General features: G+C 31.6%; 15 protein-coding genes, 5 tRNA genes, 1 rRNA gene, 5 pseudogenes and 2 riboswitches. Of the genes and pseudogenes, 25 read left to right on the forward strand and 1 reads right to left on the reverse strand.

Features of this window, described 5'->3' with window-relative positions:
* The 24 genes and pseudogenes from rrf to fabZ all read left to right on the forward strand — a co-directional run.
* Positions 1-99 (forward strand): 5S ribosomal RNA (rrf, locus tag LEQ07_RS17925); the annotation flags it as partial.
* Positions 100-110: 11 nt separating this feature from the next.
* Positions 111-185: transfer RNA gene (locus tag LEQ07_RS17930), tRNA-Glu, on the forward strand.
* Positions 186-190: 5 nt separating this feature from the next.
* Positions 191-266: transfer RNA gene (locus LEQ07_RS17935), tRNA-Val, on the forward strand.
* 7 nt (positions 267-273) lie between these two features.
* A tRNA-Asp gene (locus tag LEQ07_RS17940) sits at positions 274-350 on the forward strand.
* Between the two features lie 9 nt (positions 351-359).
* Positions 360-434, forward strand: a tRNA-Gly gene (locus LEQ07_RS17945).
* A 9-nt stretch (positions 435-443) separates the two neighbouring features.
* Positions 444-520 (forward strand) — tRNA-Arg (locus tag LEQ07_RS17950).
* 141 nt (positions 521-661) lie between these two features.
* Positions 662-1509, forward strand: a pseudogene (gene cdaA / locus LEQ07_RS17955) (diadenylate cyclase CdaA).
* Positions 1493-2695: a CdaR family protein gene (locus LEQ07_RS17960; protein ID WP_263331722.1), complete on the forward strand. Its 1203-nt coding sequence runs from the start codon at positions 1493-1495 to the stop codon at positions 2693-2695. The pseudogene cdaA and the gene LEQ07_RS17960 overlap by 17 nt, the downstream one beginning before the upstream one ends.
* A gap of 136 nt (positions 2696-2831) precedes the next feature.
* Positions 2832-3736 (forward strand): annotated as a pseudogene (ptb, locus tag LEQ07_RS17965) (phosphate butyryltransferase).
* 22 nt (positions 3737-3758) lie between these two features.
* A complete protein-coding gene (gene buk / locus LEQ07_RS17970; RefSeq protein ID WP_046822490.1) occupies positions 3759-4862 on the forward strand; it encodes a butyrate kinase in 1104 nt (367 codons plus the stop codon).
* Positions 4863-4873: 11 nt separating this feature from the next.
* Positions 4874-5550: pseudogene (locus LEQ07_RS17975) on the forward strand (ATP-binding protein).
* A 41-nt stretch (positions 5551-5591) separates the two neighbouring features.
* A complete protein-coding gene (locus LEQ07_RS17980) occupies positions 5592-5807 on the forward strand; it encodes a 4Fe-4S binding protein (RefSeq protein ID WP_021428297.1) in 216 nt (71 codons plus the stop codon).
* 24 nt (positions 5808-5831) lie between these two features.
* Positions 5832-6912 (forward strand): annotated as a pseudogene (locus LEQ07_RS17985) (3-methyl-2-oxobutanoate dehydrogenase subunit VorB).
* Entirely contained in the window at positions 6912-7664 is a 753-nt protein-coding gene (locus LEQ07_RS17990) for a thiamine pyrophosphate-dependent enzyme (RefSeq protein ID WP_035117711.1), read from the forward strand. Before LEQ07_RS17985 ends, LEQ07_RS17990 begins: the two are co-directional and overlap by 1 nt.
* Position 7665: 1 nt before the next feature.
* The gene (locus tag LEQ07_RS17995) at positions 7666-8226 is read left to right on the forward strand and encodes a 2-oxoacid:acceptor oxidoreductase family protein (RefSeq protein ID WP_021428304.1); all 561 of its coding nucleotides are present in this window, start codon (positions 7666-7668) and stop codon (positions 8224-8226) included.
* Between the two features lie 175 nt (positions 8227-8401).
* A complete protein-coding gene (gene glmM, locus LEQ07_RS18000; protein ID WP_046822488.1) occupies positions 8402-9748 on the forward strand; it encodes a phosphoglucosamine mutase in 1347 nt (448 codons plus the stop codon).
* Positions 9749-9990: 242 nt separating this feature from the next.
* The gene (gene glmS, locus LEQ07_RS18005) at positions 9991-11817 is read left to right on the forward strand and encodes a glutamine--fructose-6-phosphate transaminase (isomerizing) (protein ID WP_046822487.1); all 1827 of its coding nucleotides are present in this window, start codon (positions 9991-9993) and stop codon (positions 11815-11817) included.
* 227 nt (positions 11818-12044) lie between these two features.
* Positions 12045-12128: riboswitch (cyclic di-GMP riboswitch) on the forward strand.
* 151 nt (positions 12129-12279) lie between these two features.
* Positions 12280-13041, forward strand: coding sequence for a YwmB family TATA-box binding protein (locus tag LEQ07_RS18010; protein WP_263331723.1), 762 nt, complete (start codon positions 12280-12282; stop codon positions 13039-13041).
* An 18-nt stretch (positions 13042-13059) separates the two neighbouring features.
* On the forward strand, positions 13060-14313 hold the full coding sequence (murA, locus tag LEQ07_RS18015; RefSeq protein WP_046822485.1) for a UDP-N-acetylglucosamine 1-carboxyvinyltransferase: 1254 nt from the start codon (positions 13060-13062) through the stop codon (positions 14311-14313).
* 73 nt (positions 14314-14386) lie between these two features.
* Positions 14387-15427, forward strand: a complete 1041-nt coding sequence (gene spoIID, locus LEQ07_RS18020; RefSeq protein ID WP_046822484.1) for a stage II sporulation protein D — start codon at positions 14387-14389, stop codon at positions 15425-15427.
* Between the two features lie 301 nt (positions 15428-15728).
* Complete coding sequence (locus LEQ07_RS18025) at positions 15729-16325, forward strand: M23 family metallopeptidase (protein ID WP_263331724.1); 597 nt, start codon at positions 15729-15731, stop codon at positions 16323-16325.
* A 97-nt stretch (positions 16326-16422) separates the two neighbouring features.
* Positions 16423-16688 (forward strand): annotated as a pseudogene (gene spoIIID / locus LEQ07_RS18030) (sporulation transcriptional regulator SpoIIID).
* A 106-nt stretch (positions 16689-16794) separates the two neighbouring features.
* Positions 16795-17838 carry a rod shape-determining protein gene (locus tag LEQ07_RS18035; RefSeq protein WP_046822482.1) on the forward strand — a complete coding sequence of 348 codons (1044 nt, stop codon included), beginning with the start codon at positions 16795-16797 and terminating at the stop codon, positions 17836-17838.
* Between the two features lie 4 nt (positions 17839-17842).
* Positions 17843-18271: a 3-hydroxyacyl-ACP dehydratase FabZ gene (fabZ, locus tag LEQ07_RS18040; protein WP_046822481.1), complete on the forward strand. Its 429-nt coding sequence runs from the start codon at positions 17843-17845 to the stop codon at positions 18269-18271.
* A 56-nt stretch (positions 18272-18327) separates the two neighbouring features.
* Here the strand turns inward: fabZ and yyaC are convergent, their stop codons facing one another.
* A complete protein-coding gene (gene yyaC / locus LEQ07_RS18045) occupies positions 18328-18837 on the reverse strand; it encodes a spore protease YyaC (RefSeq protein WP_021428266.1) in 510 nt (169 codons plus the stop codon).
* 138 nt (positions 18838-18975) lie between these two features.
* A riboswitch (SAM riboswitch) is annotated at positions 18976-19080 on the forward strand.
* A 145-nt stretch (positions 19081-19225) separates the two neighbouring features.
* Here yyaC and LEQ07_RS18050 point away from each other — a divergent pair.
* On the forward strand, positions 19226-19888 hold a 663-nt coding region (locus LEQ07_RS18050; RefSeq protein WP_317852116.1), incomplete at its 3' end, for a methionine adenosyltransferase.

A 19888-nucleotide genomic window follows, 5' to 3' on the forward strand; every position in this document is an offset into this window, starting at 1 on the left:
GAGGATACACCTGTTCCCATTCCGAACACAGAAGTTAAGCTCTTTAGCGCCGATGGTACTTGGTGGGAAGCTGCCTGGGAGAGTAGGACGTAGCTAGGTTTTTTAAACAAGGCCCATTGGTCAAGCGGTCAAGACACCGCCCTTTCACGGCGGTAACAGGGGTTCGATTCCCCTATGGGTCACCAGTCGTGGGATTATAGCTCAGCTGGGAGAGCACCTGCCTTACAAGCAGGGGGTCACAGGTTCGAGCCCTGTTAATCCCACCATATATGCGGCCTGGTAGTTCAGCTGGTTAGAATGCCAGCCTGTCACGCTGGAGGTCGAGGGTTCGAGTCCCTTCCAGGTCGCCAACTTAATAAGCGGGAATAGTTCAGTGGTAGAGCGCAACCTTGCCAAGGTTGAAGTCGCGAGTTCGAATCTCGTTTCCCGCTCCACTATAACGTGGGTGCATAGCTCAGCTGGATAGAGCAACGCCCTTCTAAGGCGTGTGTCCGGGGTTCGAATCCCTGTGCGCTCACCAATCGTAAAAGGAGTTTCACATTTGTGAAGCTCTTTTTTTATATTAAAAAAGTATTTTATATATAAATTGAATATAGCTGGATTAATATAGTATAATACATATTGTAAGCAATTTAAGTATTATAAACAGGAGGAAAGTACTGTGTTTAATATAGATTCTTTTTGGCAAGGTTTTATTAGTTTAGCAAGTAATGTAAATATACCTGACATAGTAGATATAGCAATCGTTACCTATATCTTTTACAAGTATATACTTTTATAAAAGATACTAGAGCAGAGCAAGTTTTAAAAGGGATGTTATTTCTTTTAGTGGCTACTAAGGTCAGCGAAATATTTAATTTACATACATTATATTGGATGTTAGAAAATACTTTAACAGTAGGTTTGATTGCAGTGCTTATAATATTTCAACCAGAGCTTAGATCTGGGCTTGAATATATAGGAAGAACTAAATTTACTTTTTTAGGTAAAAATAATTATACTATATCAGAAGATCAACTTAAAAAAGATATAGAAGAAATCGTTGAATGTCTATACTCTCTATCAAGACAAAAAATAGGTGCCCTTATAATAATGGAAAGAGATACTAGAATAGGAGAAGTTATAAATACTGGGACTATAATTGATGCTGAAATATCTAGACAGTTATTAATAAATATATTTATACCTAATACACCTCTTCATGATGGTGCGGTTGTTATTAGAGATGGAAAAGTAAAAGCTGCAGCATGTTTTCTACCACTTACTGAAAGTAAGGACTTAAGCAAAGATTTAGGAACAAGACATAGAGCTGCAATCGGAGTAAGTGAAATTTCTGACTGTTTATCTCTTATAGTATCAGAAGAAACAGGAGCAGTTTCAATAGCTAAGTCAGGAAAGTTATATAGAAATATGACAAAAGAAAGATTAACTAATATATTACGAAGCAATTTAAAATCTAGTGATCAAGATCAAGAAAAAGGCTTTTTAAAAGGTGGTATATTTAGATGAAAATAGATTAAAAAATAATACTAAAATAAAATTAATATCATTATTAAGCGCATTAGTTCTATGGCTATATGTTATGACAGTAGAAGATCCAGTAGAAACTAGGACCTTTAGTGATATACCTGTAACAATTACTAATATGAGTATACTAGAAGAAAGAGGGTTAACGGTATATCCAAAAGAGGAATTACTTGCAGATATATCTATAAGAGCTAATTTATCAAGCTTAAGACCTATAAATAGAGATAACATATACATTTATGGAAGACTAGATGATCCTAAAGAAGGAAAAAATGTAGTATATTTACAAGCTAATTTACCTGAGCGTGTAAATAAGTATGATATTAAGCCAAATGTCATAACATTAGATTTAGAAAAAGTAGTAAATGAGAAAAGAAGTATATCTGTAGATGTTGAAGGAGAACCAAAAACTAATATTGATAATATAGATATAAATAAGAAAACTGTAGATGTGAGTGGACCTAGAACTCTTGTTAATAAGGTGACTAGAATTAAAGCTACTTTGGATGCATCTGATAAATATAAAGACTTTTCGACTAAGTTGAAATTAGTGCCAGTAGATGCTAATGGAGATGTAGTTAAAGGGGTTAAATTAGATGATAATTTTGTTGTAGCAACAGTAAAATTTTTACAAGAAAAGGTAGTTCCAGTTAAGTTAGTATTTGATGACAGTGTAGCTAATCAATCTAATTTAGAAAACTATTCTATAAATCCAAAGGATATAACTATAGAAGGAAAGAAAGAAGCACTAGACAATATAAATGGTATAAACACAAAACCTATAACTGCTAATGATTTGAAAAGTAATAATAGCATAGATGTAGCATTGGATATACCTAAGGATATAAAAATTAAAAATAATATCTCAAGTATCAAGCTAAACATAAATAAAAATATAACAAGTGAGTTTCTAATTTCAAAATCTGATATAGAAATTATCTCAAAAGAAAGTGAAACTGGAAAAGAGGTCGATTTAAGTAAAATTCCAGAAAATATAAAAATAACAGTTAGTTATTCTGATGAGATAAAGGATTTAAGCCAAAAAGATATACAATTATATATAGATATGGCGGATACATCCCAAGGTGAAGGTAAATACGTTATAAAATATAAAAGTGAATATAATTTTAAAAATGTTCAAATAGAACCTAAAACGGTAGAAATATAGCGAAAAATAAGAGGATGTGGCAAAAATTAGTAAGTTAAATAAATAATTTTTGTTGCATCTTTTTTATTTTAGATATATGATAAAAATGTGAAGGAAAACAATTTCATAGATATCTAAAATAAAATGGGGTGACGTTTTGAGAAGCTTTAATGATGTAATAAAGTACGCGAAAGAAAGAGGGCCTAAAATCATATCAGTTGCTTGCTCTCAAGATAAAGAAGTTTTAATTGCTGTTGATATGGCGAAAAAAGAAGGAATAGCTAATGCAATATTAGTTGGAGATATAGAAAAACAAAAGAGATAGCGAAGGAATTAAATATAGATTTAGATGGATATGAGTTAATAGATGAAAAAGACTTAGCTCAAGCATCTTTAAAAGCGGTTAGTTTAGTATCTGAAGGTAAAGCAGATATGGTAATGAAAGGCTTAGTGGACACATCAATAATATTAAAGGCGGTATTAAATAAAGAAGTTGGATTAAGAACAGGAAACATATTAAGTCATGTTGCTGTTTTTGATGTTAAAGGATATGATAGACTTTTCTTTATAACAGATGCTGCTATGAACTTATCACCAGATCTTCAAGGTAAAAAACAAATCATAGAAAACGCTTGCGTAGTTGCGCATGCACTAGATATAGAAGAACCAAAAGTAGCTGCTATTTGTGCTAAAGAAAAAGTAAATCCTAAGATGCAAGATACTATAGATGCAAAGGATTTAGAGGAAATGTATGCAAATGGAGATATAAAAGGATGTATAGTAGGGGGACCGTTTGCTTTAGATAATGCTGTTTCAGAAGAAGCTGCAAAACATAAAGGAATGAGTCATCCTATAGCAGGAAAAGCAGATATATTACTAGCTCCAGATATAGAAGCTGGAAATATACTATATAAATCACTAGTATTCTTCTCTGAAACAAAAAATGCAGGAGTTATAGTAGGGGCTAAGGCACCAATAATATTAACTTCAAGAGCTGATAGTGAAGAGACTAAGCTAAACTCTATAGCATTAGGAGTTTTAATGGCTGCAAAAGTTAAATAGATGAATATACAGGGGGCTTAATATGGAAAATTTATTTAAAATACTAACGATAAATCCAGGATCAACATCAACTAAGATAGCAGTTTTTGAAAATGAAAACTTATTATTTGAAAAGACATTAAGACATTCATCAGAAGAAATTGGACAATATGAAAAAATATCAGATCAATTTGAATTCAGAAAAAAAGTTATAGAAGATGCATTATTAGAAGGTGGAATAAAAGTATCAGACTTAAATGCTGTAGTAGGTAGAGGTGGACTTTTAAAACCTATAACAGGTGGTACATATAGTGTAGATGAAGATATGATGGAAGATTTAAAAGTAGGAGTACTAGGAGAACATGCATCTAACTTAGGAGGGCTAATAGCTAAAGAAATAGGTGACAGTGTAGGACTACCTTCATATATAGTAGATCCAGTTGTAGTTGATGAATTACATGATGTAGCAAGAATATCAGGAATACCAGAAATATCAAGAAAAAGTATATTCCACGCACTAAATCAAAAAGCTACTGCAAGAAGAGCTGCTAAAGATTTAGATAAGAAGTATGAAGATTGTAACTTTATAGTTGCTCATATGGGTGGAGGAATTTCAGTTGGAGCTCATAAAAAAGGTTCAGTTATAGATGTTGCAAATGCTTTAGATGGAGAAGGTCCTTTTTCTCCAGAAAGAAGTGGGGGTCTTCCAGTAGGAGACTTAGTAAAAATGTGTTTTAGTGGAGAATATTCACTTGATGATATAAAGAAAAGAATAAAAGGCAATGGAGGTTTAGTAGCATACTTAAATACTAATGATGGTAGAGAAGTAGAATCTATGATTGCTGAAGGAAATGATAAAGCTAAATTGGTTTATGAAGCAATGGCATACCAAGTTGCTAAAGAGATAGGAGCTTGTGCATCAGTATTAAATGGAGATGTAGATGCAGTTTTATTAACTGGAGGAATAGCTTACTCAAATATGTTTACGAACATGATAATTGATAAAGTTAAATTTATAGCTGAGGTAAAGGTTTACCCAGGGGAAGATGAAATGATAGCATTAGCTCAAGGTGGTCTTAGAGTTCTAAATAAAGAAGAAGAAGCCAAAGTTTATGGAAAAGAATTAGCTACTGCTAATACATTATAAAAGGTGATTATATGATAAAAAATGACAAGAGGATTAGAATCATTATAGGTCATTATGGTAGTGGCAAAAGTGAGTTTTCTATGAATTATGTAACAAAGCTTAGAGACCTTACTGATGCTAAAGTTGCGATATCAGATCTTGATATTGTAAACGTTTACTTTAGGACTAGAGAAAAAAGAGATTTTTACAATCTAAAAATATAATGCCTATAGATAGTTCAATACAAGCAACTTCATTAGATTTACCAGCTGTATCAGCTCAAGTTACAGCGCCTTTAACAGATAAATCGTATGATTATGTAATTGATGTAGGAGGAGATGATGTAGGGGCTAGAGTTTTAGGTAGATTTAGTCATCTTGTAGAAAAAGACGATTATGATATGTTTTGCGTGGTTAATGCAAATAGAGAGCAAACTCAAACTACGAGTGATGTGATAAATCATATTCGAGCTATAGAAAACTCATCAAAATTAAAAGTAACAGGACTTATAAATAATACACATTTAGTTAGAGAAACTACTATAGAAGACATCCTAAAAGGACAAGAACTAGTTAAAGAAGTTTCAAATATAACTAATATACCAATAAAGTATGTTACTTGTTTAGAAAGCTTAATACCTCAACTTCCAACAAACTTACATGGGGATATATTTCCAATAAATTTATACATGAGAGAATGTTGGATGTAAAATGAGGTTTAAATATATACAGTTCAAGGAGGCTAATTAAAATGGCTAAGGGAAAAGTTACTTTTGACCAAGACTTATGTAAAGGGTGTGCACTTTGTGTTTCAGCATGTCCAGTTAAGATTGTAGAAATAGACAAGGCTACAATAAACAAAAAAGGATATAATCCAGCTTCTGTTTCTGATATGGATAAATGCGTAGGATGTGCAAATTGTGCAACTATGTGTCCAGATGCAGTTATAACAGTAGAGAGAGACTAAATACAAACTTAAGGGGGAATTAAAATGGCTAAGATACTTATGAAGGGTAACGAAGCAATAGGGAAAGCAGCTATGGAAGCTGGCTGTAAGTATTTCTTTGGTTATCCAATAACACCACAAAACGAGTTACCAGAATATATGTCTAGAGAACTACCAAAAAATGGAGGAGCTTTTGTTCAAGCAGAATCAGAAGTATCTGCGATAAATATGGTTTATGGAGCAGCAGGAGCAGGTGCTAGAGTTATGACATCTTCATCTTCGCCAGGAATAGCTTTAAAACAAGAAGGTATAACATACGCAGCAGGAGCAGAGCTTCCATGTGTTGTTGTTAATATAATGAGAGGTGGTCCAGGACTTGGAGGAATACAACCATCTCAATCTGACTACTTTATGTCAACAAGAGGTGGAGGAAATGGAGATTATAGAACTCCAGTTTATGCACCAGCAACTGTTCAAGAAGCTGTTGATATGGTAATGGAAGCTTTTGAAGTTGCAGATTACTACAGAACTCCAGTTATGGTAGTTGGAGATGGTATGATAGGTCAAATGATGGAACCAGTAGAATTTAATAAGCCTAAAACAAGAGAATTAGCTCCAAAAACTTGGGCTAGTGTTGGAACTAAAATGGAGAGAAAACCAAATATAATAAACTCTTTATACTTAGATCCAAAATCTCTAGAAGATCACTGTATAAATTTAGATGCCAAATATAAAGAAATAGAAAAAAATGAAACTGCATATGAAATGTACAAAACAGAGGATGCTGAAATAGTATTCGTAGCATACGGAACTACTTCAAGAATCGTTAAAAATACAATAGAAAGTTTAAGAGAAGAAGGTATAAAAGCTGGTCTTATAAGACCTAAACTTTATGGCCATTCCCATTTGAAGCATTTAATCAAATACCAGAAGCTAAGAACTTATTAACAGTAGAAATGAGTACTGGACAATGGTAGAGGATGTTAGACTAGCTATAGAAGGTAGATTACCTGTTCACTTCTATGGAAGAACAGGTGGTATGATACCATCACCAGCAGAAATAGCTGCAAAAGCTAAAGAAATAGTAGAACAATCTCAACAAGTTGCTATGGGAGGTGCTAGATAATGACACTTGTATTCAAGAAAACTCAAGGATTAACAGATAATCAAACACACTACTGTCCAGGATGTACACATGGTATAATTCATAGATTAGTAGGAGAAGTATTAGAAGAACTAGGTGTATTAGGAGATACTATAGGGGTTGCTCCTGTTGGATGTTCAGTTTTAGCATACAATTACTTTAACTGTGACATGCAAGAGGCTTCTCATGGTAGAGCACCAGCTGTTGCTACAGGTATAAAAAGAGTTCATCCAGATAAAGTAGTATTTACTTATCAAGGAGATGGAGACTTAGCATCTATAGGAACTGCTGAGATAGTTCATGCTGCTGCAAGAGGAGAAAAATTTACAACAATATTTGTAAATAATGCTATATATGGTATGACAGGTGGGCAAATGGCTCCAACAACTTTATTAGGTCAAAAAGCTACTACAGCTCAAAGTGGAAGAGATATAAACTTACAAGGAGCTCCTATAAGAATGGTTGAAATGTTAGGAACTTTAGATAGAGCTGTATTTGTAGAGAGAGTTTCTGTAGATACTCCTGCTAATGTAAGAAAAGCTAAAAAAGCTATAAAGAAAGCTTTTGAAGTTCAATTAGCTGGATTAGGATTTGGTATAGTAGAAGTATTATCAACTTGTCCTACAAACTGGGGATTAACTCCTCAAGATTCATTACAATGGCTAAGAGATAATATGATGCCATACTATCCAATAGGAAATATTAAAGATGTTAAAGTTGAGGAGGCGAAGTAATATGGCTACAGAAAGAGTAATATGTGCAGGATTTGGTGGTCAAGGTGTTATGTCTATGGGACAATTACTTACTTATGCAGGAATGCTTGAGAAAAAGGAAGTTTCATGGCTACCATCATATGGACCAGAAATGCGTGGAGGAACTGCTAACTGTTCAGTAACAATTTCTGATACTCCAGTAGGATCACCAGTTATAACTGATGATGCAACTTGTGCTATAGTTATGAACTTACCTTCACTTGATAAATTTGAAAAAGATGTTGTTCCTGGGGGTAAAATACTAGTGAACAGTTCATTAATAGAGAAAAAAGTTGAAAGAACAGACGTAAAAACTTACTACATACAAGCTAATGAATTAGCTTTAGAACTTGGAAATCCAAGAGTTGCTAATATGATAATGTTAGGAGCATACTTAGAGTTAAATAAATGTGTGGAAGTAGATTCTGTATTAGAAGCATTTAAAAAAGTTTTCGGGCCAAGTAAAGAAAAATTTGTTCCATTAAACAAAGCCGCTTTACTAAAAGGTGCTGAAGCAGTTAAATCTCAAGAAGCGCTTGCATAATTGAAATATGTCATATTTAGTTAATTAAAGACAGAAAAAAGACAATGGTGTAAATACTATTGTCTTTTTTTGTGAAACATATTACAATAACAATTATGAACTAAAGACTATGATTGAACATAATATAAAACTGTGATATATTTAAAAGTCTTTATTGCTGGAAGGAGTTTTTTTGATGAGAAAATATTTTGGAACTGACGGAGTAAGAGGAATAGCCAATACAGAACTTAACTGTGATCTAGCGTATAAGCTAGGTAGAGCAGGTGGGTATGTTTTAACTAAAGGGAAAGATAAAGTTAAGGTTGTAGTTGGTAAAGATACTAGAGTATCTGGAGATATGCTAGAATCAGCTCTTATAGCTGGACTTATGTCAGTTGGATGTGATATTATAACTGTTGGTGTAATACCAACTCCAGGAGTAGCATATTTGACTAAACACTACAATGCAGATTGTGGAGTAGTTATATCAGCATCTCATAACCCAGTAGAATATAATGGAATAAAATTCTTTAATGAACATGGATATAAACTTGATGATTCTATTGAACTTGAAATAGAGTCATATATAGATGATATAGAAAAAGTAGAAGTACATCCAACTGGAGATAAAGTTGGTAAAAAGATACACGAACATGACGCTGTAAGAGATTACGTTGATTATTTAAAAACTATAGTTAATATAGATTTTAATGGATTAAAAGTTGTGTTAGACTGTGCGAATGGAGCTGCATACAAAGTTGCGCCAATGGTGTTTGAAGAGTTAGGAGCAGATGTTGTAGCTATAAATAATACACCAGATGGAAATAACATAAATGATAAATGTGGATCAACACACCCAGAAGGACTTCAAGAAGCTGTATTAAAAAATAAAGCTGATTTAGGACTTGCATATGATGGTGATGCAGATAGACTAATAGCTGTAAATGAAAAGGGTCAAATTGTAGATGGTGACCATATAATGATATTAAGTGCAATATATTTAAAGAAGCACAACAAGTTAGCTAAAGACACTTTAGTTGTTACAGTTATGAGTAATATAGGTTTAGTTATAGCTGCAAAAGAAAACAACATAAATCTAGCAACAACAGCTGTAGGAGACAGATATGTTTTAGAGGAAATGAAAAACAGTGGATATAATTTAGGTGGAGAGCAATCAGGTCATATGATTTTCTTAGATTATAATACGACTGGAGATGGAACTTTAAGTTCTTTAGTTTTGGCTCAAATAGTTAAAGAAGAAGGTAAAACTTTATCAGAACTTGCGGCAGTAATGAATCAATATCCACAAGTATTAGTTAACGCTAGAATAAAAAATGAAAATAAAAATAGATACATGGAAATACCAGAAATTAAAGCTGAAATAGAAAGAATAGAAAAACTAATGGATGGATGTGGAAGAGTCTTAATAAGACCATCAGGAACAGAACCATTAGTAAGAGTTATGTTAGAGGGTAAAGATGAAGGTCAATTAAAAGAGTTAGCTACAAATTTAGCTAATTTAATACAAGAGAAATTATCATAATTTCAGAAGTAAATACTAAGATTAAGTCTTAGTGTTTACTTTGCAAGCGCCAGAACTTAGTAAAATCTAAGTTGACGAGGACAGAGTTAATCGAATTGTCGGCGGATACTCTGCGGTGTGTTTACCATCGTAAAGCTTTTACAAACCATATAAGTGATTATATGTACAAAAAAAAGTTTATGTAAACTGACCTGAATCTTAAAAATATATATAAAATTAATATTTTTAGGAGGACACAAATTATGTGTGGTATAGTTGGATATTTAGGAAATAAAATGGCAACAGAAGTTTTAGTAGAAGGATTATCAAAGCTTGAATACAGAGGGTATGATTCTGCAGGTGTTGCTATAAATACAGGAAATGAGTTAGAAATAAGAAAGTTTAAAGGAAGATTAGCTGTTTTAGCAGAGGATTTAGAAAAGAACCCTATAAATGGAGGTTTAGGAATAGGACACACAAGATGGGCGACTCATGGAGAGCCATCAGATGTTAATTCACATCCTCACTTTAATATGGATAGAACAATAGCTGTAGTTCACAATGGAATTATAGAAAACTATATGGAATTAAAAGAAGAATTACAAGCTGAAGGTGTAAAATTCTTATCTCAAACAGATACAGAAGTAGTAGCACATTTAGTTGATAAATATTATGAAGGTAATTTACTAGATGCAGTATATAAAGCTACTCAAAGATTAAGAGGAGCATATGCATTAGGTGTTATATGTAAAGATAATAATCAAGAATTAGTATCAGTTAGAAAAGATAGTCCTTTAGTTGTAGGACTTGGAGATGGAGAAAACTTTATAGCATCAGATATACCTGCAATATTAAAATATACAAGAAATGTATATTTCTTAGAAAATGGTGAATTTGTTCATATAGTAGGAGATAAAGTTACTATATTAAATGAAAATAGAGAAGTAGTAAATAAAGAAGTTAATGAAATTACTTGGGATGTTGAAGCTGCATCTAAAGGTGGATACGAACATTTCATGTTAAAAGAAATATATGAACAGCCTAATGGAGTAAAAGAAACATTAGTAAGAAGATTAAATGAAAACGGAGAAATCCATTTAGATGATATAAAAATGACTAAAGAAGATTTAGACAATATAAATAGAGTTTATATAGTAGCGTGTGGAACTGCTTATCATGCTGGACTTATAGGAAAGTTCGCTATAGAAAAATTTGCTAAGATACCAGTTATAACAGATATAGCATCAGAATTTAGATATAGAGATCCATTTATAGATGATAAGACATTATTAATATTAGTAAGTCAATCAGGAGAAACTGCAGATACTTTAGCTTCTTTAAGATATGCTAAAGAAAGAGGAGCTAGAATATTATCAGTAACTAACGTTGTTGGATCTTCAATTGCAAGAGAATCAGACGATGTATTCTATACTTGGGCAGGACCTGAAATATCAGTTGCATCAACTAAGGCATATACAACTCAATTAGTATCATTCTATATGATAGCTTTAGACTTTGCTATAAAGAAAGGTACTATAACTAGAGAGTACTATAATGAAATGATAGAAAAACTAAAAGAAATGCCTTCAAAGGTTGAAGAAGCTTTAAAACAAGAAGATCATATAAAAGAAATTGCTAAGACTTTAAAAGAAAAGCATAGCGCATTCTACCTAGGTAGAGGATTAGATTATAATATAGCTATGGAAGGTGCTTTAAAAATAAAAGAAATATCATATATACATGCAGAAGCATTTGCTGCAGGTGAGTTAAAGCATGGAACTATAGCATTAATAGAAAAAGGAACTCCTGTAGTTGCTATAGCTTCTCAAGGAGAGTTATTTGAAAAAATGGTTTCTAACATGGAAGAGGTTAGAGCAAGAGGAGCATATGTAATTGCTGTAGCTCAAGAGAAAAATAAAGAAGTTGAAAAATCTGCTGATGAAGTGGTATATATACCTAATGTTGAGGATGTTTTATCAAGTATATTAACAGTTTTACCACTTCAATTATTATCTTACTATGTTGCAGTTGAAAGAGGTTGCGATGTAGATAAACCAAGAAACTTAGCCAAATCAGTTACTGTTGAATAATAAAAATCAAAGGTGATATCTCGATTTTATATTGAGAATCACCTTTTTAAACTTTATGTATAATTTTATATACAATACTAATTTAAGATACTGAGTAATTAACTAAATCTTAAAAATAGTGATTTGAAGCTTTTGAGAGTATAAGATAGGGTAAATCCAAATGAAACTCATACGAAAGCTTAAAAGCGCCAAATTTAGCCTCTAATGCGCAATTAAATATATTTCATAATGAATTGAGAAGCGAAGAACTATATCCTATATGTGGGCATCTTGGATATATGGAGTTATTGATGCAACCAGCTACACTTAAAATATTAAGTATAGCTTTTTTATTGTGTAAAATTATATATAATTGAATGTATATAGAAAAAATTATAATAATATATTAAAATATTTTTTGGAATCGATAATAGTATAACCGACCATTTTTTTGTTAATACTTTATAGTATAAAACTGGAAATATGGGGAGGAAATACTATGAAAAAATATTAGTAAGTACAAGTTTGATATTTATATTTTTATTAGGGATAGTTGTTTGCTATGGAGAATCAAAAAATGAAATAAAGAGCAATGGATATAAGCAACTAGTAAATACTTTTGAAAGCATAGATAGCAATTTTAAATTTTATAATATGAAAGCTAATGCGTATTTAGATAAATCTTTAAAAAAAGAAGAAATGAAAAATATTTGCATGGAAATAATTTCAAATCTAGGGCTTGAAGAATCGAATTTGAAATGGATTGAAAGTAAAAAGGATACTCAAACACAGGTATATGCACAGATAGATGAAAAAGATAGAAATATATCTATCATTGTCGCTAATAAAGGTAAAAATGAGTCATATATTATAGTTGACATATTAGAAAATAAAGTATATAAAGATATAGTGGATATTTATACGGTTGTAGAAAATACTCTAAATTTGTATTGCAAAAAAGTCGATATTTATACATGTATGGCTGGAGAGTATAAAAAAAAGTTACAACTACACAAATATGATGATATTTTGAAAAAAATATTATATAATATGAATGCTAAAGAAATAGATAGGGTTGAAGAAGAAAATTTTATGTCGGTAACAGCTTTTAGTAAATTGATTAAAACTGATTACCTTGAATATTTGGGAAATAAGGTAAATTTAAATATAGGAATTAGGTATAGCGAAAATGAAGAAAAAACTATGATTTACATAGCTACACCTATAATAAAATTAGATTATTAGTGTGAGGAGAAAAGTGAAATGGCAAAAATTTTAGTTAAGAAGAGTAATCCACTTGTAGGAAGTGTTAAAATAGATGGGGCAAAAAATGCAGTATTACCAATAATAGCAGCAACTTTATTAGCTGATGGGAAATCAGTATTAAAAGGGGTTCCTAATTTAAAAGACGTACATGTAATATCTGACTTATTAAGACATTTAGGGGCAGAAGTTGAATATAAAGACTGTACATTAACAGTAGATGCAAGTAATATAAAGACTTGTGAAGCTCCATATGAGCTTGTAAGAAAAATGAGAGCATCATTCTTAGTAATGGGACCATTACTTGCTAGATTTAATCATACAAAGATATCTATGCCAGGAGGATGCGCAATAGGAACTAGACCTATAGATTTACATCTAAAAGGATTTAAGGCATTAGGAGCTAATGTAATAATAGATCATGGATTTGTTGAAGCTAATGCAGAAAAATTAGTAGGAAGCAAGTTATACTTAGACTTCCCATCAGTAGGAGCTACAGAAAACATAATGATGGCTGCTGCTTTAGCAGAAGGAACAACGATAGTAGAAAATGCTGCAGAAGAACCAGAAATAGTTGATTTAGCAAACTTCTTAAATGAAATGGGAGCTGACGTAAAAGGGGCAGGAACTAATACAATAAGAATCAAGGGAGTTAAGTCACTTAAAGGTGCTGAACATACAGTTATACCAGATAGAATAGAAGCAGCTACATATATGGTTGCAGCGGCTATGACAAAAGGGGATATAACTATAGAAAATGTAATCATGGAACACTTAAAGCCTGTTGTAGCTAAATTAAAAGAGGCTGGATGTGAAATAATAGATATGGATAATGCTGTAAGAGTCAAAGGACCTGAAGTGTTAAAGCCAATAGATATAAAAACATTACCACACCCAGGGTTCCCAACAGATGTTCAAGCTCAATTTATGGCTATGGCTACTGTAGCAAATGGAACGGGAGTAGTTATAGAAACTGTATTTGAAAATAGATTTATGCATGTTGCAGAGTTCAATAGAATGGGTGCTAATATAAAAATAGAAGGTAGAAGTGCTATTGTTTCAGGTGTAGATCAATTACATGGATCAACAGTAAAAGCAACAGATTTAAGAGCTGGAGCTGCATTGATTTTATGTGGACTTATAGCTGAAGGAGTAACTGAAATAGGAGATATATATCATATACAAAGAGGATATGTAGACATAGATAAGAAGATACAAGCATTAGGTGGAAATATAGAAATAATTGAAGACTAAAAATTAGTCATAATTAACACGGGTTTTCATAAAATTTATGGATTATAAGTATTTATCCAAGGAGGAAAATTTTATGAAAAACCCATTGTTAGTTTTAGCTAGTACTGTTTTGGTAACTGCGGCTATACCTATTTGTGTATCTATACTTGCATATAGTTCGGATTCAAAGCTAGATATAGTACCGCATATTCAAAACAAGCTAAAAATTGAAACTAAGCTAAAAATTAATAAAAAGAAAAGTATTAAAAATTACGAAACTATAGATAAGGAATCACCTAAAATAAAAGTTTATAATCATAAAAAAGGAATAGTGGAAACTCTAGACATAGAGGCTTACTTATGTGGAGTTCTTGCAGGTGAAATGTCCGCAGAGTTTGACAAAGAGGCTTTAAAGGCACAAGCGGTGGCGGCTAGAACATTTACGGTATATAGTGAAAAAACTGGTAAGCATAAGAATGCAGCTGTATGTACAGATTATAAGCATTGCCAGGAATATAAAAGTAAAGAAGAATTGCTAAATAAAAATGGCCAAGCTTGGATGGATAAGTCTTATACAAAAATAGAACAAGCTGTTAAAGATACTAAGGGTCAAATTATAGTATATAAAGATGAACCAATTTTACCATTATATTTTTCTACATCATCAGGAAATACAGAAAATAGTGAAGAGGTATTTAGTACTAAATATCCATATTTGAGATCTGTAGATAGTCCTTATGATAAAAATGCACCTAAATATGCATCTAATGTTAAGATAAATAATTCAGACTTTATAAATACATTAAGAAAAGGTTATCCGAATATGTCAATATCTAGTGATAAACTATCAAAACAAGTTAGTATAGAAGAAAGAAGTAAAGGTGGATCGGTTGAAAAGATAAATGTTGGAAATAAAGAGATATCAGGCCGTGATATAAGAAGTTTATTTAATTTGAATTCTGCTAACTTTGATTTGAAGTTTAATAAAGATTATGTGGATATTATTGTAAAAGGATATGGTCATGGTGTGGGCATGAGTCAATGGGGAGCAGAGGGAATGGCTAAGGATGGGTATAAATACTATGAAATATTAGAACATTATTACTCAGATGTAAATATTAAAGATACATATTAAAAACTCTAAACTAACTTGATTTGCAAGTTAGTTTAGAGTTTTTTTACATTTTAAGAATTATGATGAAGTAAAAATTGAAGAGATATTAATTTATTTATATATAGTGAAAATTAATATTAAAAATATGAAAAGAAAATAAATATAAAAGAATAAAAATTGTATAAAAATAACAAATAAGGTACAAAATACAAATGTATGAATATATTTGGAGGTGCGTCATGAAAAAGAAAAAACTATTAGAGAAAGATGGTTTTTACTTAGCCTTATTTGTATGTGTTTGTTTAGTAGCAATTGGAGGTATTTGGTTTACAAAAATAGTGTGGATGATTTAGCTTCAAAAAATGGTTTCTTAGATAATCAAAATAAAGTGGCAAAAGGTGATGAAGAAGGCGAAATTCACCTAATAGAAAAAGATGATAAAACTGTGCCAACAGCTACCAATTCAAAAGAGAACTTAGATAAGGTAAAAGAAAAAGAAGTTGTTAAAAAGGAAGAGAGCAAAATAAACTATCTAGGAGAAAAAGTGACTAGAGAGTATTCAGAAAAAGAGCCTAGTTACTCAAGTACATTAGATGTATGGGAAATACATAAAGCATTAGATGTACAAGCTAAAAAAGGAAGTAAAGTAAAATCAATAATTAATGGGAAAGTAACAGATGTTTTTAAAGATGACCAACATGGAATATCTGTAAAAGTAGAATCTAAAGATAAATTAGCTGTTGTGTATTCAAACTTAGATGACAAAGTATCTGTTAAAAAAGGACAAGAAGTTAAAGACGGAGATGTAATAGGAAAAGTAGGTAATACTACTAGTGTAGAAAGCTTAGAAGGTGCACATGTGCATGTAACTGCAACAAAAGATGGCAAAGATATAGACCCTATGAAGTTAATTAAATAAAAAATATAACAAGCTTAATCAAATTTGATTAAGCTTGTTATATTTTTTTGTTTTTTTACATATATATCACTAAGGTAGGATTTAAGGGGGGGAAGCTTTGAGATCGCATATAGAGGAAAGAGCTATAGTTGTAGCAAAGTATATATTAGAGAAGAAAACAACAGTTAGACAAACTGCTAAAACATTTGGTGTAAGTAAAAGCACTATACACAAAGATGTAACTGAACGATTAGAAGAAATTAATCCATCTCTTGCAAAAGAGGTTAAAATGGTTTTGGAAAAAATAAATCTGAAAGGCATATAAGAGGGGGAATGGCAACAAAACAAAAATATGAAGTGAAGTGCAATAAAAATGTAGGTTGAAAAACCTACATTTTTTTCTTGACTAAAAACAAGTTTTTGTATATTTTGTATGTAGAGTGTTAAAATTAACGAAAAGTTTATATAAATTGAGAAGGAGTTGAATTTAATGACAAAAGGAGCTGATATCGGTATCGATTTAGGTACTGCAAATGTTCTTGTATATGTCAATGGAAGGGGTATTGTTGTAAAAGAACCTTCTGTTGTAGCAATAGATAAAAAGTCACAAACTGTTTTAGCTGTAGGTGATGAGGCTAGAAAGATGATAGGAAGAACACCAGGAAATATAGTAGCTATAAGACCTTTAAAAGATGGAGTAATATCTGATTATAATATTACTGAAAAAATGTTAACATATTATGTAGACAAAGTGGTAGACAAGAAAGGTTTTTCACGATTTTTTATGCCTAGAATAATGGTGTGTGTTCCAACGGGAGTTACTGAAGTAGAAAAGAGAGCTGTAGAAGAAGCTACAAGACAAGCTGGAGCTAGAGACGTTTATATTATAGAAGAGCCTATTGCGGCAGCTATAGGAGCTGGATTAGATATAGCTAAGCCTGATGGGAATATGGTTGTTGATATAGGTGGAGGAACAGCAGATATAGCTGTAATATCTTTAGGAGGAGCGGTTGTAAGTGAATCTATAAGAATGGGGGGAGACAAATTCGATGAATATATAGTAAATTATATGAGAAAAAAGCATAATTTACTTATAGGTGATAGAACTGCTGAACAAGTTAAAATTAATATTGGAACTGCACATCCTAGAGAAGAAGAAGTTACTATGGATGTAAAAGGTAGAAATTTAGTAACAGGACTTCCTCAAAAAATAACTATAGATTCAAAAGAAATGTTGAATGCTTTAGAGGATGGAGTTAACCAAATTGTATCTACTGTTAGATCTGTACTTGAAAAAACACCTCCAGAACTTGCAGCAGATATAAGTGAAAGTGGGATAATAATGACAGGTGGAGGAGCTCTTTTACATGGACTAGATAAAAGAATAGAGGAAAGTACAGGTATGCAAGTTAAAATAGCTGAAGATCCTTTATCGTGCGTTGCTAAAGGTACAGGAGAGTCCCTATCAGCACTAGATATGTTAGAAACAGGTGGAACAGGTTTATTTAAAAGAAAAATTATAAAAGGAGAATAATAATATGCTAAATATTGATCAAATAAAGGAATTAATACCTCATAGATATCCATTTTTACTTGTAGATAAAGTTATTGAACTTGAAGAAGGGAAAAGAGCTGTAGGTATAAAAAATGTAAGCGTTAATGAACCATTTTTCCAAGGTCATTTTCCAGAATATCCTATAATGCCAGGAGTTTTAATTATAGAAGCGATGGCTCAAGTTGGAGCTGTAGCTATGATGTCTATAGACGAAAATAAAGGAAAACTAGGTGTATTTGCAGGTATAGATAAAGTTAGATTTAAAAAAGAAGTTAGACCTGGAGATACATTAAGAATGGAAGTTGAAATGACTTCTTTAAGAAGAAATATAGGAAAAGCTAATGCGAGTGCATATGTTGATGGAGAATTAGTTTGTAGTGGAGAATTAATGTTTGCATTAGTTCAAAAATAAAGAAGCTGCCTTTTGACAGCTTCTTTATTTTTGATTGTAAAGGGGATATATTGAAATCAGGTTGAAAGTATTAAGGATAATGCTATTATTTCAGCCATATCTAAAATAAAGCTTAGACGTATACTGTTAAATGAAAATTTATTATTTTCGTCTACTTTATCAACAATACCAACAATGGAATAATTCCCAATTTCAGGAAGTTTCTTACCTACTCCCTTTCCGGGCAGGATAGGTCCTTTTCTTACTTGTAAATTTCCTATATTGCTCTTTGATCCTAGACAAGCATCTATAGCCAGAAAATTACCATTAACATGTTTTTTCTTTATAGACTGTAGGGATTCATATATATTTAAAGCATGAATAGGTTTATCTAAAGTACCATAAACAGGATATTTATAATTGCTGTTTTTTAACATCGTTCCAACTAAAGGGCCTAAAGAATCGCCTATAGCTCTATCTGTTCCTATACAAACTATAACCGTATTCTCATCAATTATATCTTTTAATGTATCACTAAGGATTTGAACAACATTATCTTTTTTATAGTTTACTTTAGCCAAATACATAGGAACATCCCCCCTTAAAATAAATATATGAGAGCCTAAAGTAAAAAATAACATTTAAAATTTAAAGAAATATATTGATAAGAATCATTAATCATAGTATACTTAAAAAGTAATAAAAATTAATAAAATTTCTTAATTACCTTATTAAGAGAGGTGGAGGGACAGGCCCTGTGAAACCCAGCAACCATTCCGAATGGAAAAGGTGCTAATTCCTACAAGATGTTATATCTTGAAAGATGAGGTTAGTTAATTATTGACGAATATAATTAACCTCTTCTTTTAAAAAGAAGAGGTTTTTTTAATATCAAGAAAGACTATTCCAAGTATGGATCTAAGGTAATAGAAAGAATTTTAATCTAAGGTTAAAAGAAAATAGGAGGAAAGTTTAATGGCAAAACATTTATTTACTTCAGAATCAGTTACAGAAGGGCATCCAGATAAAATATGTGATCAAATATCAGATGCAATATTAGATGCACTTTTAGAAAAAGATCCACAAGCTAGAGTTGCTTGCGAAACAACAGTTACAACAGGATTAGTATTAGTTGCAGGAGAAATAAGCACAAACACTTACGTTGATATACCTAAATTAGTTAGAGAAACAGTTAAAGGAATAGGATATACTAGAGCTAAGTTTGGATTTGACGGAGATACTTGTGCAGTTATAACTTCTATAGATGAGCAATCAGGGGATATTGCTATGGGAGTTGATGAAGCTTTAGAAAATAGAAGTGGAGAATTAACTGAAGATGAAATAGAAAAAATAGGAGCTGGAGATCAAGGAATAATGTTTGGTTTCGCGTGTAATGAAACAGAGGAATTAATGCCTCTTCCGATATCTCTTGCTCATAAGTTATCAAGACGATTAACAGAAGTTAGAAAAAGTGGAGAGTTAGAATACTTAAGACCAGATGGAAAGACTCAAGTTACTGTTGAATATGATGGAAATAAAGCAGTTAGAGTTCATACAGTATTAATATCTACTCAACATTGTGAAACAGTAAGTACTGAGACAATAAGAAAAGATTTAATAGAAAAAGTTATAAAAGTT

Source organism: Paraclostridium sp. AKS73 (assembly GCF_025671395.1).
GTDB lineage: Bacteria > Bacillota > Clostridia > Peptostreptococcales > Peptostreptococcaceae > Paraclostridium > Paraclostridium benzoelyticum.